This is a genomic window from Hydrogenophaga sp. L76 (assembly GCF_057654755.1).
Map to the genome: position 1 here is coordinate 1,055,538 of NZ_CM172807.1, position 14,479 is coordinate 1,070,016.

Here is a 14,479-nt window from a genome sequence, read left to right on the forward strand (position 1 = left end):
GACGGGTTGCCACCTATCTGTATATGGAGAGTTTCATGATTTTTCGACGATTGATCTGGGCGGCGCTGGCCGTGGCCATGCTGGTGGGGGGCCTGCAAACTGGCCTGCAGCAATGGCAGACCATGCCGATCATCTTGGCGGCTGAGGGGTTCGAAAGCCAGAAGGTGGAGACTGCATTGGCCGTTGCCGACACGCACGCACACGCGGACGGTGCGGCGCACGACCATGGAGACGCCGAAGCATGGGCGCCCGCTGAAGGGGTGGAGCGCCAGCTCTGGAGTTGGGTGGCCCATGTGCTGCACGCGTTCAGCATGGCGCTGCTGGTGTTGGCGGTGATGGCAGTGTGCCAATGGCGCGGCACCACCCTGCGCGCCTTGCCACTGGCCGCTTGGGTGGCCGCCGCTGGTTGGCTGAGCTTTCACTTCTGGCCTTCGATAGGTCTGCACGCCGAGATTCCCGGCATGGACGCCGCCCGGCTGGGTTCGCGCCAGGGCTGGTGGGTGCTCGCGGCGGGAGCCGCGGCGCTGGCCTGCGCGTCGGTGGCGCTATTGCGCACCCCCCTGCGCTGGGCCGCAGCAGTCGGCTGGCTGGCGCTGCCCTTCGTGGTCGGCGCGCCGCACATCATGGCCGACCCGCTGGCCGGTTTCACGGGTGAGGCCCAGGTGGCGCTGCGCCAGCTGGGCAGCCAGTTCATCTGGGCCACCACCTGGTTGTCGCTGTCGTTCTGGGTGAGCATGGGCGCGTTGGCCGGTCTGGCCTTCCAGCGCTGGCTGCGCCCCGCCGTAGCGGCCTTGCTGGAGCGCTCGGATGCAGGCCATGCCTCCGCTATGAAAGCCCCGCAATGAGCGACGTCAAAGGCAAGATCATGCTGGTGGGCATCGGTCCCGGCAGCCACGATCACATGACCCAGCGCGCGCGCGAAGCAATTGTAGAGGCCGATGTGGTGGTGGGTTACGTCACCTATATCAAGCTCGTGGCCGATCTTCTGGAGGGCAAGGAAATCATCCGCAAGGGCATGACCGAGGAGCTTGACCGCGCGGTCCATGCCCTCGCCAGCGCCCGAGAGGGTAAGAAGGTGGCCCTCATCTCCAGTGGCGACGCCGGGGTGTACGGCATGGCAGGACCGACCTACGAGGTGCTGTTCCAGGCCGGTTGGACGCCCGATTCGGACGTGCAGGTCGAGGTCGTGCCAGGCGCGTCGGCCATCAACGCCTGCGCGGCGCTGGTTGGGGCGCCGCTTACGCACGACTTTTGCTCCATTTCGCTGAGCGACCTGCTCACGCCTTGGCCGGTGATCGCGCGGCGGCTGGACGCGGTCGCGGCGTCGGACTTCGTGGTGGCGCTCTACAACCCCAAGAGCGGCCGCCGCACCCAGCAGATCGTGCAGGCGCAGACGCTGTTCTTGCGGCACCGCCGACACGACACGCCGGTGGCAGTGGTCAAGTCGGCCTATCGGCGGCGCCAGCGCATCGAGTTCACCACGCTGGACAAGATGAGTGAGTGCGACATCGGCATGCTGACCACGGTGCTGATCGGCAACAGCCACACCTTCGTCCAGCACGGGCTGATGGTCACGCCGCGCGGTTACGCCAACAAATACAACCTGGACGACGGCGGCAGCACCCGCACGGGCGAGAAAGCAGGACGCTCGCTCTCCACCGGCCTGCTGGGCTGGATGGAGAATCTGCGTGCCGACCATGCCGATGGCGCGAGCTTGGCCGCGCTGGCGCAAAAGCATCAGCTGCCAGTGGACTACGTCGAAGCCGTGCTGAACACAACAGTCGAGGAAGGGCTTGCCGCATCGGCGGATGCAGAGGATCAGGCCGAATAACGTGCTCCCGCTAGCGGCACTTCGCCCCTAATCAGACTATGCCAACCACAACCTGATGCCAACCTCGAGATCCCTTCCATGAGCTACATGGTCAAAGAAGTTTTTTACACCTTGCAGGGCGAAGGCGGGAACGTCGGCCGTGCTGCAGTGTTCTGCCGGTTCGCCGGTTGCAATCTCTGGTCCGGGCGGGAAGCCGATCGCGCGAGCGCTCAATGCCAGTTCTGCGACACCGACTTCGTGGGTGTGGACGGCACCGGCGGGGGCAAGTTCGATTCCGCACAGGCGCTGGCCGACCACGTGACGGTCCATTGGCCCGCGTTGGTGGAGGGTCAGAAACTGGTGGTGCTGACGGGTGGTGAGCCGTTGTTGCAGGTCGATGCAGAGTTGATCGACGCGCTGCACCGAAGCGGGTTTGAGATTGCGGTGGAGACCAACGGCACGCTCGACGCGCCGGCGGGGGTGGACTGGCTGTGCGTCAGTCCCAAGGCGAACACCCAGCTTAAGCTTCGCGTTGGTCGCGAACTCAAGGTCGTGGTCCCGCAGCCCGGCATCGACCTTGACGCGCTGGTCGAACTGGACTTCGAGCATCACCTGCTGCAGCCTATGGATGGACCCGACTTGAAAAATAACACCCTCTTGGCCATTGAATACTGCCTGCGCGACCCGCGCTGGCGGTTGAGTTTGCAAACACACAAGATGGTTGGCATCCGATGACATACGAAATTTCCCAGCGTTTCTTTTTTGACGCTGCGCACACGCTGCGGCGCGAGATCGAAACGGAAGGCAGCGCGCGCGTGCACGGCCACACTTACTGCGGCGAGATCGCGATGACCGGTGCCGTAGATCCCGAAACCGGCATGGTGGTTGATCTGGGCCAGCTCAGGGCGCTGCTGGAGCAGGTGCGCTTGCAGCTGGACCACCACCTGCTGGACGAAGTCGCGGGGCTGGGCATCCCGACGCTCGAAAACCTCTGTGCTTTCATTGCCCGTTTTACGGCCCCGTCGGGGGTGCGCCTGAGCCGGGTCTCGGTATGGCGCGACGGCATCGGCGACCGCTGCGACCTGCGCCTGCCCTAAAAAAACCCTGAACATGACAGAAGAAGTGATCAAACCCCACATCGGTTCCTACAAACGCCACCTGCTGGTTTGCACCGGCCCGCGCTGCACGCAGGATGGCGCCTCGCAAGCCCTGTTCGACAGCCTGGGCGACAAGTTCAAGGCCGCCGGTCTGCACGAAGGGGAGCTGCGCGTGAAGCGCAGCCGCGTGAGCTGTTTTGCTGCCTGCAAGGGCGGTCCAGTGATGTGTGTGCAGCCCGACGGCACCTGGTACTACAACGTGACCGACGCCAACATGGACCGCATCGTCGAGCAGCATCTGGTCGGCGGTATGGTGGTGCAAGATCTGGTGTTTCACCAGGGCCCCGGGGGCATCGATGACCAATGAAACGGGCACCCGGGGTTTTGTCGCCATCGTGGGCGCGGGCCCCGGACCCGCCGACCTCATGACCCTGCGCGCGCTGGACCGACTGCAGCGCGCGGAAGTCGTGGTGCACGACCGGCTGATCTCGCCCGAGGTGCTGGCGCTGATTCCTACCGCTGCACAGCGCGTGTACGTAGGCAAGGCACTGGGGAACCACGCTGTGCCGCAGGAAAGCATTCACGCCCTGCTGGTGCAGCATGCCAAGGCCGGCCAGCGGGTGGTGCGGCTCAAAGGTGGCGACCCCTATGTGTTCGGTCGCGGCGGGGAAGAGGTTCAGGCCTTGCAGGCCGAAGGCATTGCCTTCGAGGTTGTACCCGGTGTCACAGCTGCCAGCGGCTGTGCGGCGGCAGCGGGCATCCCGCTCACCCACCGCGACCTCGCAGCCAGCTGCGTGTTCCTTCCCGGCCACCTGGCCGACCACGAGGCCTCGCACGACTGGCGGGCCCTGGCGCGCCCCGGGCAGACGCGGGTGTTCTACATGGGCATCCAGCGCCTGGCCCACATCGCCGAGCGGCTCTTCAGCCACGGCCTCGCACCCGACACCCCGGCGGCCATCGTGCGCGACGGCACCCGCCCCACCCAGACCGTGATGGCCTCCAGCCTTCGCCGCCTGGTTGAACGCGCGCCGGCCTACGGCCCCCGTCCCGGTTTGCTGATCATTGGCGAGACGGTACAACTGAGCCCAGGCTTCCATGCCGATGGAAGCGCCATCGGCTGAGCGAATGCCAAAGCATCGTCAACGCCAGCGAAGAAAGAGAAAAAATCACATCTGTCTTTGTCTTCCTGCACAGGCAGTGCAGCGGAAGAACAGCAGGAATTCGCGGTGCTTGGTGCTTTTCACCTTCCGTGTACTGCTTCAGCGAACGCAGCACAATCAAACAGATTGGCAGCGTTCAACCAAGACCTGACCGAGTTGACCCAGAACGCGCACGCAGACCACGCGAACATCGCGTCGCAGTGCGACATCGAACACAGAGCCCAACATGCCCGACACACCGACTCCCGATCAGAACTTCTCCCCCGCTGAGCGAGACGGTGTTTACCGCGCCATCTTTGAGCGGCGCGATATGCGGCACTTCGCGGGTGGAACGGTCGCGCCCGAGCTCATGCGTCGGCTGCTCACCGCCGCACACCATGCGCCTAGCGTGGGTTTCATGCAGCCCTGGCGTTTTTTGCGTGTAGCGTCTCCAGCCTTGCGTTGTCAGCTGCAGGCATTGGTGGAGCGGGAACGCGTACAGACTGCCAGAGCGTTGGGTGAACGCGAAGAGGCTTTCATGCGACTCAAGGTCGAGGGCATCAGTGACGCGGCCGAGGTCTGGGTGGTCGCGCTTGCCAATGGACGGGAGCGGCATGTGTTTGGTCGCAGGACACTCCCACAGATGGACCTCGCCTCGACCGCCTGCGCGATCCAGAACCTCTGGCTGGCTGCCCGTGCCGAGGGGCTTGGCATGGGCTGGGTCTCGCTGTTTGATCCAATCGCTGTGGCTTGCCTGCTTGGAATGCCCGAAGGGGCCGAGCCGATCGCTTTGCTGTGCATCGGTCCCGTAGATGATTTTTACGAGGAGCCGATGCTCCAGCGGCAACGCTGGGCTTCGCGTTGCGCGCTGGACGATGTACTGTTTGAAGACGCTTGGGAGCAGCCCCTTGGATCGACGGGATCGACGTCTGGGATCGACGTCACCGATCTTGCGCCTTAGCAGGATCCTGAAGTCAAGTGTTCGAGGGGAACACAAACGGGTGCTCGTTCCCAGATGTTTGTGTGAAGTGAAAGCGAGGGATACGCCCTGCGTAACCAGAATCAAAATTCTGCGTCTAAGAGGTGCGGCGTCAGAAATTGACGACTGGCGAGACTCCTGCGAATTTGATCTCTCAACCTGAACATCATAGGAAATCAATCATGAAAACCAAGCAAATTTCACTGCTGTTGAGCGCCCTTCTGGTCACCTTGTTTAACGGTGTCGCGGTGGCTGCAACGCAGCAGGAGGCCGAGGCTCAACTGGATCGCATTCCCGCGCTCGATGACAGAAGCGCTGCCAAGCAAGTTCTCAATAATCTGGTTCAGGCGGGCATGCCAGTGGACGATGCATTGTCCGTGGTGACCAATGCGATCAAACGCGACTACGACCCGGCTGGTCTTCGCAGTGTTGGTGCAGAAATGCGCGAACAGTTGCAGCAGGGAATCCCGTCAGGCATGGTGGTCAGAACCGCGGAAAACGCCATCAACGCCAACTACTCCGCAGCGCAGGCGGTCGGCGTTTTGAACGCTTTCCAGGGCGCAGTGAACTCAGGCACTCCCGCCGAGCAGGCTTTTGTGAATGTCAATTCGGGTATCGGCGGCAGCGGAGCAGGTGAAGGCAGTCAGGCCGCTCGCAGTGGGACCGGTACGGGTACCAGCAATAACGACCAAACGGGTGCCGGTACTGGTACGGGTACTGGGAGCAATGCCGGCGGAAATGGCACCGGCACGGGTGCTGGTAGCAATGCGACCACAAATAATCCAGTGGCCGGATTCGGCAGCGGCAATCCCATGAGCGCCGGAGCTCCCATGGGGGCCGCAGGCGCAACATTTGGGGCTGGTCCTGTCGTTTCAGGCCCGGGCGCCCCGGGTGCAACGTTTGGGTCTAGCCCCGTCGTCTCGGGTCCTGGCGCGGGTCCGGGCGCCCCGGGTGCAACGTTCGGGTCGAGCCCCGCCGTCTCGGGTCCTGGCGCGGGCTCGGGCGCCCCGGGTGCAACGCCGGGGGCGGGTCCCGTCGTCTCGGGTCCTGGCGCGGGCTCAATGGGCCGCTAACGCCTTTCACAGGTGGTTTAGGTGCACATGCCTCGGCAGGCCAGCCAAGCGCTGGTCTGTTGGGGTAAATATGCGTGGTCCGCAAGAGGTCGAAGGGGTAAGCTCTTGGCTGATGATGACCAAAATTCCGCTTGCTCATGTGGTGCGCCGGTCGCTGTTCGCTTTTGCATTTGCGCTTGCCCCGATCTGGGTTTGGGCAGACGAACCCGGCTCAAGCGCGGTCACGTTGAGCCTCCACGCGCCACACGCGAAAACAGTCGAGATCACCGGCGATTTCAATCAATGGCAAAGCGGGACAACTCCTTTGGCTGGCCCAGACGACAAAGGCATGTGGCGGGTGGTGTTGATGTTGCCGGGCGGTTCACGGCGCATCGAATACGTGTTCTGGGTGGACGGTTCAAGGGTCGTTGATCCCCTGCAGCCGGTTGTGAAAGATGGCTTCTCCGGCGAAAACAACGTCCTTCTTCTGCCCTGAATCCCAGCAGTCCTCTGAGGGCGCGTAACTTTTTCGGCCCGTTCCTCGTCTCAATAGACAAGAACAACAACCACAAATGGTCATGCGAGAGCTGCCGGACAACGCGCTGATCGATGCCTGCTTGGCTGGAAGTCCAGAGGCATACGAAATCTTGGTTCGAAGGCATCAACAAAAGGTGTTTAACGTGCTGTATCGATTCTTTGGCAATTACGAGGTCAGTCAGGACGTCAGCCAGGAAGCTTTCCTGATGGCATACCAGAAGCTTGACATGTTCGGTGGACGAAGCGCGTTTTCCACTTGGCTGTGCCAGATCGCGCTTAACAAGGCGCGCGATTTATTGCGCAGCAACGGCGCCGACACGCTCTGCGACGACCTGGAGGACCACGTCAGTACTTTGGTCGCCACAGACGCTACACGGCCAGATCATCAGATGCAGCAAGGACAGTTGAACGACCAAATTCAGGGGATCCTCAACAGGATGCCTTCGCACTACAGGGAAGTTCTGATCCTAAAACACCTAGAAGGACACAGCATCCAGGAAATGGCCACGATGCTCGACGATACAGAGGAGAACGTAAAGGTCAGAACGTTCCGTGCACGCCAGATGTTCAAGCAACTTTATGGAGCACTGGCATGAGCACACTGCGATCAGACGCTTGGCAGTGGTATGTCGATCACGAAATGAGCCGTTCCGAGGAGGTCGACCTGCTGGCCGAACTGAGCGGGTCCGAGAAATCGGAGTTGCCTGTTGACCGCACGGCGCAGGATGCGCTGGCGCGCGCGCCTCGCATGCCGGCTCCTGTCGATTTTTCCTGGAACGCTGTGGCAGAAGCGCGCAGTGGCCAGGACATCGTCTCAATGGCGGACGAAACACAAGAGAGCATCAAACAAAGAATGCTTCGCGCTCGCCAAATGTTTGAGCAAGAGTACGGAAAACTATCATGAGCACATCGCCAACAGAGCTGGATATGCAGCATTACCTTGATCGGGAGATGAGCCGATCTGAAGAGGTTGCTTTGCTGGGGCGTTTGAGTGAAACCGAACGGTCCGAGTTGTTCGACACGCTCAAGGCACTGGATACGTTAGAACGCCTGCCGCGCGTGGCCGCGCCAGCCAGTCTGGCGCGCAACGTGATGGCAACGCTCAAGCCCAGAAAGCAAAGTGCCGTCGCGCGCCTTCGCCATTGGCTGAGGAGTCGCCCGACGCTCGGCTGGGAGTTTGGCGGGGCGGCACTGGCGGCGTCTGTGCTGTTCGTCGCACTCGCCCCCCTGTCCGTGACGCCTCCAGGCGTAGGGTTGGCGCAAGCGCCTTCTCCACTGAGCCCAGCTTCGCACGCACCCGGCGCCGGCGCCAACGGTCTGCAATTCAGCCTGTATGCGCCACAAGCCCATAGCGTGGTGCTGATCGGCGATTTCAACGGCTGGGGCAGCGCGGCTGAAGTCAAGTTGGCGCCATTGGGTGACGGCACATGGAGCGTGACCGTTCCACTCCCTTCGGGAAGGTATCAGTATGCATTCCTGATCGACGGCCGGCGCTGGGTGACCGATCCGCGCGCTGAACTGCGCGTGAAGGACGATTTCGGCAGGCAAAGCGCGGTGGCAATCGTGATCTAAGACAAAAAGGCGTGAACATGAAAAACACTCGCATGCCTGTACTGTTGCTGTGCCTTTTGCTGACAGCGACGGCGCACGCCGAGCTCCCCCCGGCGCTGAGGCAAGCGGCGGCCGACGTTGCAAAAGTACCGGCGCAGCAGCAAGCTCTGGCCACAGATCTGGAAGGTGCTTTAAAGGTGGGCGTGGGCGAGCCTGATTTGCAGTCGATGCTGCGTCAGGCCGCGCGGCAGCAATACACCGCTGGGCAGGCTGCAGCGTTTGTGCAGCAACTCGCGACGGTGCGGCGCGATGGCCTGCCGGTTGCATTGATGCGCGACAAGATATTGGAAGGCATGGCGAAGAAGGTGCCAGCCGAGACCATTTTGATGGTGGCGTCCCAGTGGCACGGCGCATTGAAAGATGCTGAATCAAGCTTGCTGACCATGGAAGCGCGCGGCCTTAAATATGCCGGGACCGCAGAGCGCGAGGCACTTCTCAACTTGGGCGCCGGTCTACGGCAGCGCTACGACGCGAAGGGAGTATTGTCCAGTCTCGCCGAATCTGCCACGAAATACGGACGTATGACGTCTAGCGCTGAGAGTTTCATCGCTGCCGGCAATCTTGCTGAACTGATGCTTTTACACGACGCCACGATTGTCCAGGCCCTCGAGATGCCGAGAGCGAGTTTGAGTGCGGGATATACACCCATGCAGATTCAGGCGTTGCAGCGAAACGCACTGGGCCAGTTGCGCCAGGGGGTAGCCGTTGTCGACATTGTTGCCAGCATGCGCCGCGAGCTCCGTACCGAAGGAGTCGAGCCCGCAAGCCCACCACTCTCTGCCCCAGGTCAGCTTTTTGGGCCCGGTGGCAGCTTTCCCGGCGGCGGTGGGCCGGCCAGTGCGCCCGGTGGCAGCTTTCCCGGCGGCGGTGGGCCGGCCAGTGCGCCCGGCGGCAACTTCCCCGGCGGCGGTGGGCCGGCCAGTGCGCCCGGTGGCAGTTTCCCCGGCGGCGGTGGGCCGGCCAGTGCGCCCGGCGGCAGTTTCCCCGGCGGCGGTGGACCGGCCAGTGCGCCCGGCGGCAGTTTCCCCGGCGGCGGTGGACCAACCCGTGCGCCAGGGGGCAGCTTTCCTGGCGGCGGTGGACCAACCCGTGCGCCAGGGGGCAGCTTTCCTCAAGGAAGGAGCGGCTGAAACATCGCATTCAAACCATTACACCGCAGCCAAGCCAACTTGCAATTCTACTCACTGGAAGATTTCAAACATCATTGTTTCACAACTCAATGAAAGAACCTTATGCAACTCAAATCCAACATCCTGTCCGCTGCGTTTGTTTTTGCAATTTTGGCTGGAGGAGTGGTCGCTTACAGTGCGCCAGCTCATGCCGATATGACCTTTAATGCAGGTGCCAAAGCCACCTATGAAGCCAACGTCAACGGCTCGCCAACCCAAGCAAGCCGGTTGAGTGACAGCCACCTCACCCTGAATGCTTCCGCAGTGTATTACACGCCACTTGATGCGTTGAAAACCAGCTATTTCATTGGCCAGTTTGGTGCATCCTCTTCAACATACAACAGGTACAACAGCCTTGACAATTCAGCGGTAATTGCAAGCGCCGGGCTTTATAAACAGTTTAATTCTAACTGGTCCGGTCAAGTCACGGGGCGTGGCTTCAACCGAGAAACCAAACAAGACGAACGCGACTCCAACGGCGCAGGCGCAACGTTTGAGGTCAAGAATCAATTGAGCAAGACAGTGTGGGTTAAAGCGATCGCCGATTACGACAAAAGCAAGGCCAACCTCAATTCCTTCAGCTACTCGGGATCCACCTATGGTGTGAATCTGGGATACCTCCCGCTCCAGAACACGTTTATCAACCTCGGCTTCAGCCATACAAGGCGCGATTTCAAAACCACAACGCCCTTCCGAACCAATTCACAAACACTGTTCGCTGAGGTCACGCAGCGGATAGCAAAGAACTGGTACGTGAATGGTGGCTATGCCTTTCAAGACAACAAGTCCAATATTCCAGGAACTGCCTATGAAAATCATATCGTTTCACTTGGTCTGAACTACAGCTATTGATCGCCAGAAAATCAATGGTGTTGGCTTTCATTTCTCACCCCAGAACGAGGAAGGAAATGATGTCTCATGCAAACGAGGCTTTGGTCTCAACAAATGGAGAATGAAATGAATGTGAAACTCGCAGTATCTTCAGCAGCCTGCATTGCCCTTTTCGCCAATATGGCGATTGCACAGGCACCCGCCAACGAGGAAAACATGATCGGTTTCAGCAGTGGTACCGGCATGGGGGTGGGGGGTAGCGCGGGCAGCGCCAGCAGTCTTGATGGCAGCTTCAGCACGCAAGTCCGCGGGAGCGGCTCTGGCAGCCAATCTTTTGGAGGTGGCTTTAATCAACAGCAATCTCCCGGCTCCGGCCCGCTCTCTTTTGGCCCGCCCAACGGTGCTGGTGTTGGAGGTGGCACAGTCACCGGGGGCGGTGCTGGTGTTGGAGGTGGCACAGTCACCGGGGGCGGTGCTGGTGCTGGAGGTGGCGCAGTCACCGGGGGCGGTGCTGGTGGCCCAACGCTAACAGGTCCTTCAACACCCACCACTGGTTCAGGGGCTACACGTTAACGATAGGTCCGCAAAACCCCCTTCTTGCCTTGATCTTGCCCCTAAAAAGTGGAGTTTGCACATTCCACTGATGGCGGACAGTGATTCCATTCCCATCGCGGACAGCGTTCCAGGCGATGGCCGACACGCTGCGCGGGTGTCCTGAGTGACGGGCAAATCGTAGCCGAAGTGTCCGCCATCAGCGTGGACCGGTGGCAGGCCGGGGTCCGTCAAGCGGCCCTGGCGACCTTTCTCATGGACTCGCCTTTGAGGGTAATAGTCCGATCGATACCGTAGTTGACAGCCAGTTGCGTGCAAGTCGGATATCCATGACGTGGTGGGTAATCCCCCCGAAAAACCAAAGTTCCCAGAAGTAGAATTTTCCAAGAAGGAAGTTCTACGTGAAGAAGTCGAGATTTACCGACAGCCAGATCATGGCTGCCTTGAAGCGAGTTGAGGCCGGTCTGGCGGTGCCAGAGATCTGCCGGGAGGTGGGGATCAGTACCGCTACTTTTTACAAGTGGCGTGCCAAGTTCGGCGGTATGGACACCTCCATGATGGCCCGCATGAAGGAGCTTGAAGACGAGAACCGGCGCCTCAGGAAGATGTATCTGGAGGAGAAGCTCAAGGCTGAAATCGCCAACGAGTACCTCGCAAAAAAGTAACACGGCCATCTCGTCGGCGCGAGATGGCCAAGGAAGTCGTGCAGCAGCGTGCCGTCGCCATACGAGTCGCCTGTGCGGTGTTCTCGATCAGTGAATCCTGCTACCGCTACGAGTGCAAACAAAACGCCGAGAACGAGGAGATTGCCAACTGGCTGATGCGCCTGACGGACAACCACCGCAACTGGGGATTCGGCCTGTGCTACCTGTACCTGCGCAACGTGAAGAATTTTGGCTGGAACCACAAACGGGTCTACCGCATTTACCGCGAGCTGGAGCTCAACCTGCGCATCAAGCCACGCAAGCGGCTGATGCGGGAGAAGCCGCAACCATTGGCCGTGCCGCAGGCTATCAATCAGGTCTGGTCCATGGACTTCATGCACGACAGGCTGGAGGACGGCAGGAATCTGCGCTTGTTCAACGTGATCGACGACTTCAACCGTGAGGCGCTTGGCATTGAGGTGGACTTCTCGCTGCCCAGTGAGCGGGTGATCCGGGCGCTGAAGCAGATCATTGCCTGGCGAGGCAAGCCGCTGGTGATTCGTTGCGACAACGGGCCGGAGAACATCAGCGGCACCATTCAGAACTGGGCCAGTGAATGGGGCATCCAGATCGAATACATCCAGCCTGGTAAGCCGCAGCAAAACGCCTACGTTGAGCGGTTCAACCGGACGGTGCGATACGAATGGTTATCCCAGTATCACTGGTCAAGCCTTGAAGAGGTTCAGGACTTCGCCACGCAATGGATGTGGTCCTACAATCACGACCGCCCGAACATGGCCCTGGGCGGATTCACCCCAAAGCAGCATCTGGCCATGGCTGCATAACCGTTCTACTTCTGCGGACTGTGGAAATTGGGGGGATTACCCTGCATCCTCACCTCTTCCTGAATGCTGGGTCAGGAGCTTCGTAATGATGTATATCGCCGTCGCCAGCGAGGATGCGTCGTCTTCTTGCTCTTTAAGTTCACCAGCCAACCCGCACTCGATAAGTTTGAAGTCGTGTGCCAATCCCAGTAGCACTGGCTCAGGGAGAGCATCGGGTAGCACCGCTCGCCATCCGCTACCGCGAATCAGGCTGTGTGCTTCAAGCAGATCAACGCCATGCTTCGGACGCAATGCCTGAAGTTGCATTAGGTACCTCTCCTGATGTTGAAAAACTCTCGTTCCTGCATACCGATGACTGCGATCGATGAGAGCTGATTTTTCAACATAGCGGCGATCAGGGCAGGTATCCCCATGGAGCGATTATATGAATTAGTGTTTATGCGAATTAGAGCATAAACGAGATATTCGACCATGTGAAGCACACACTACGTATCTCTGTTGGGGAATGCATTCGGAGGCTGCGAATCGACGCTGGAATGTCGCAGGTGGTCTTTGGAGAGCGGTGTGGCTTCTATCAGACATATGTCAGTCGGGTTGAACGTGGGCTTGCCAATCCGACGCTGAACGCACTCGATGTGATTGCAACCACGCTAGGACTGAGCGTGTTCGAGTTCTTCAGAGAAGTGGAGCGCGAACATTTTGGCCTGCAGTCTCGGCAGACTTGAGCTCCCCTGGGAACGCGGGCGTGTCCGAATTTTTGTGTAAACGGTTCGGACTTCAGTTGACGGAGATGCGGTCTCCGAACTGAATAGTAAAGCGGGTCAGCGCAGCCTTCCAATCCCGGATGGGCATGGTCCACTTCTGGCTGATGTTGCGCAGGGCCAGGTAGAACAGCTTGCTCAGCGCCTCATCGCTGGGGAATGAGCCCCGGTTCTTGGTCAGCTTCCTCAGGCCCATGTTCACCGACTCGATGGCGTTGGTGGTGTAGATGACCTTGCGGATTTCCGGCGGGTAGTCAAAGAACGGGATGAGTCGGCTCCAGTTCCTGCGCCAGGACTGGCCAATGGGCAGGTACTCGGCATCCCAGCGCTCCTCGAATTCCCCGAGCATCAGCTCGGCCTCCTCGGCGGTGGCGGCCGTGTAGATGCGGCGCAGGTCGGCGGCCACCTCCTTTCTTCGCTTCCAGGACACGTAGTTCAGGCTGTGGCGCACCATGTGCACGATGCACAGCTGCACCACCGCCTTGGGGAACACCGCCTCGATGGCTTGCGGGAAACCTCTGAGCCCATCCACACAGGCAATGAAGATGTCCTGCACGCCCCGGTTGCGCAATTCGGTGACGACCTGCAGCCAGAACTTGGCGCCCTCGGTTTGCGCCAGCCACAGGCCCAGCACCTCCTTGTCGCCCGTCATGGTGATGCCAATGGCCAGGTACACCGCCTTGACCCGCACAGCACCTTCTCGCACCTTCACATGGATGCAGTCCAGATAGACGATGGGATAGATGGGCTCCAGCGGTCGTGTCTGCCAAGCCTTGACCTCATCGGCCACAGCATCGGTCACCGAGGAAATCAGGCTGGGCGAGATCTCGGTGCCGTACATCTCCTGCAAGTGGGCCTGTATCTCGCGCACCGTCAGGCCACGGGCGTATAGCGAGATGATTTTGTCGTCGAAGCCGGCCCAGCGGGTCTGGTGCTTGGGGATGAGCTGGGGCTCGAAGCTGCCATGGCGGTCGCGTGGCACCTCGATGGGCAACTCGCCAAACTCCCCCTTGAGGGTCTTCTTGCTCTTGCCGTTTCGGGTGTTGCCGGCGGGGTTGGCCACCGCTTCGTTGCGTTCATGGCCCAGGTGCTCAGTCAGCTCGGCGTCCAAGGCTCGCTCGACCAGCAGCTTGGTCAATTGCTTGAGCAGGCCGTTCTCGCCGATGAGGTCTTCAGGCTTCTTGTAGTTGGCCAGCAGGCCAGACAGCAGTTCTTCGGGTACGTCGTGTTTCTTGGTGTTCATTGTGCTTACGGACAGGCCGGCTTGCGCCGGCGGTGGATTGTCCGTTTACACAAAATTCTGTACACCCTCGGGAACGCCCTTGCTTCCAAATCGCTACGGTACTTGTGGCTGCAGGCTTACTTCAGTAGCACTTTGAACCATGGGGCTGCCAAGCAAGTTGCAAGGCTCACGAGCAAAGCAAACAAGTCCTGAAGACCGCGGACATCCCA

The 14,479-nt window shown here is 60.4% G+C and carries 18 protein-coding genes; 16 read left to right on the forward strand and 2 right to left on the reverse strand.

The features are described 5' to 3' along the window. Positions 1-35 precede the first annotated feature (35 nt). From AC23D4_RS05025 to AC23D4_RS05095, 15 genes are all read left to right on the forward strand, one after another. On the forward strand, positions 36-845 hold the full coding sequence (locus AC23D4_RS05025) for a CbtA family protein (RefSeq protein ID WP_472890503.1): 810 nt from the start codon (positions 36-38) through the stop codon (positions 843-845). Further along, positions 842-1,831, forward strand: a complete 990-nt coding sequence (gene cobJ / locus AC23D4_RS05030) for a precorrin-3B C(17)-methyltransferase (protein ID WP_472890502.1) — start codon at positions 842-844, stop codon at positions 1,829-1,831. Before AC23D4_RS05025 ends, cobJ begins: the two co-directional genes overlap by 4 nt. Positions 1,832-1,909: 78 nt before the next feature. Beyond that, on the forward strand, positions 1,910-2,545 hold the full coding sequence (gene queE / locus AC23D4_RS05035; protein ID WP_472890501.1) for a 7-carboxy-7-deazaguanine synthase: 636 nt from the start codon (positions 1,910-1,912) through the stop codon (positions 2,543-2,545). Beyond that, a complete protein-coding gene (locus AC23D4_RS05040) occupies positions 2,542-2,907 on the forward strand; it encodes a 6-carboxytetrahydropterin synthase (protein WP_472890500.1) in 366 nt (121 codons plus the stop codon). The genes queE and AC23D4_RS05040 overlap by 4 nt, the downstream gene beginning before the upstream one ends. 13 nt (positions 2,908-2,920) lie before the next feature. Beyond that, positions 2,921-3,274, forward strand: coding sequence for a (2Fe-2S) ferredoxin domain-containing protein (locus AC23D4_RS05045; protein ID WP_472890499.1), 354 nt, complete (start codon positions 2,921-2,923; stop codon positions 3,272-3,274). After that, a complete protein-coding gene (gene cobA, locus AC23D4_RS05050) occupies positions 3,264-4,028 on the forward strand; it encodes a uroporphyrinogen-III C-methyltransferase (RefSeq protein ID WP_472890498.1) in 765 nt (254 codons plus the stop codon). The genes AC23D4_RS05045 and cobA overlap by 11 nt, the downstream gene beginning before the upstream one ends. Before the next feature lie 265 nt (positions 4,029-4,293). After that, positions 4,294-5,007, forward strand: a complete 714-nt coding sequence (bluB, locus tag AC23D4_RS05055; protein ID WP_472890497.1) for a 5,6-dimethylbenzimidazole synthase — start codon at positions 4,294-4,296, stop codon at positions 5,005-5,007. Between the two features lie 200 nt (positions 5,008-5,207). Beyond that, positions 5,208-6,098, forward strand: a complete 891-nt coding sequence (locus tag AC23D4_RS05060) for a hypothetical protein (RefSeq protein WP_472890496.1) — start codon at positions 5,208-5,210, stop codon at positions 6,096-6,098. Between the two features lie 112 nt (positions 6,099-6,210). Continuing rightward, on the forward strand, positions 6,211-6,573 hold the full coding sequence (locus AC23D4_RS05065; protein ID WP_472890495.1) for a glycogen-binding domain-containing protein: 363 nt from the start codon (positions 6,211-6,213) through the stop codon (positions 6,571-6,573). 76 nt (positions 6,574-6,649) lie between these two features. Further along, positions 6,650-7,210, forward strand: coding sequence for an RNA polymerase sigma factor (locus tag AC23D4_RS05070; protein ID WP_472890494.1), 561 nt, complete (start codon positions 6,650-6,652; stop codon positions 7,208-7,210). After that, a complete protein-coding gene (locus tag AC23D4_RS05075; RefSeq protein WP_472890493.1) occupies positions 7,207-7,518 on the forward strand; it encodes a hypothetical protein in 312 nt (103 codons plus the stop codon). Before AC23D4_RS05070 ends, AC23D4_RS05075 begins: the two co-directional genes overlap by 4 nt. Next, the gene (locus tag AC23D4_RS05080) at positions 7,515-8,186 is read left to right on the forward strand and encodes a hypothetical protein (protein WP_472890492.1); all 672 of its coding nucleotides are present in this window, start codon (positions 7,515-7,517) and stop codon (positions 8,184-8,186) included. Before AC23D4_RS05075 ends, AC23D4_RS05080 begins: the two co-directional genes overlap by 4 nt. Positions 8,187-8,203: 17 nt before the next feature. Further along, positions 8,204-9,355, forward strand: a complete 1,152-nt coding sequence (locus tag AC23D4_RS05085) for a hypothetical protein (RefSeq protein WP_472890491.1) — start codon at positions 8,204-8,206, stop codon at positions 9,353-9,355. Positions 9,356-9,457: 102 nt separating this feature from the next. Continuing rightward, positions 9,458-10,246, forward strand: a complete 789-nt coding sequence (locus tag AC23D4_RS05090; protein ID WP_472890490.1) for a hypothetical protein — start codon at positions 9,458-9,460, stop codon at positions 10,244-10,246. A gap of 932 nt (positions 10,247-11,178) precedes the next feature. After that, positions 11,179-12,266, forward strand: a protein-coding gene (locus tag AC23D4_RS05095) for an IS3 family transposase (protein ID WP_472887725.1) whose coding sequence is annotated in 2 segments (ribosomal slippage) — positions 11,179-11,431 and positions 11,431-12,266 — 1,089 coding nt in all. Because the reading frame shifts where the segments join, the coding sequence is not laid out codon by codon here. A gap of 36 nt (positions 12,267-12,302) precedes the next feature. On the opposite strand, the gene AC23D4_RS05100 is transcribed toward AC23D4_RS05095, so the two are convergent. Then, positions 12,303-12,572 (reverse strand): hypothetical protein, encoded by a 270-nt coding sequence (locus AC23D4_RS05100; RefSeq protein ID WP_472890265.1) that lies wholly within the window; start codon positions 12,570-12,572, stop codon positions 12,303-12,305. A 230-nt stretch (positions 12,573-12,802) separates the two neighbouring features. Between AC23D4_RS05100 and AC23D4_RS05105 the strand changes: the two genes are divergently transcribed. Continuing rightward, positions 12,803-12,991 (forward strand): helix-turn-helix domain-containing protein, encoded by a 189-nt coding sequence (locus AC23D4_RS05105; RefSeq protein WP_487623701.1) that lies wholly within the window; start codon positions 12,803-12,805, stop codon positions 12,989-12,991. 52 nt (positions 12,992-13,043) lie between these two features. Here the strand turns inward: AC23D4_RS05105 and AC23D4_RS05110 are convergent, their stop codons facing one another. Next, the gene (locus AC23D4_RS05110; RefSeq protein ID WP_472890267.1) at positions 13,044-14,270 is read right to left on the reverse strand and encodes an IS256 family transposase; all 1,227 of its coding nucleotides are present in this window, start codon (positions 14,268-14,270) and stop codon (positions 13,044-13,046) included. Positions 14,271-14,479 lie beyond the last annotated feature (209 nt).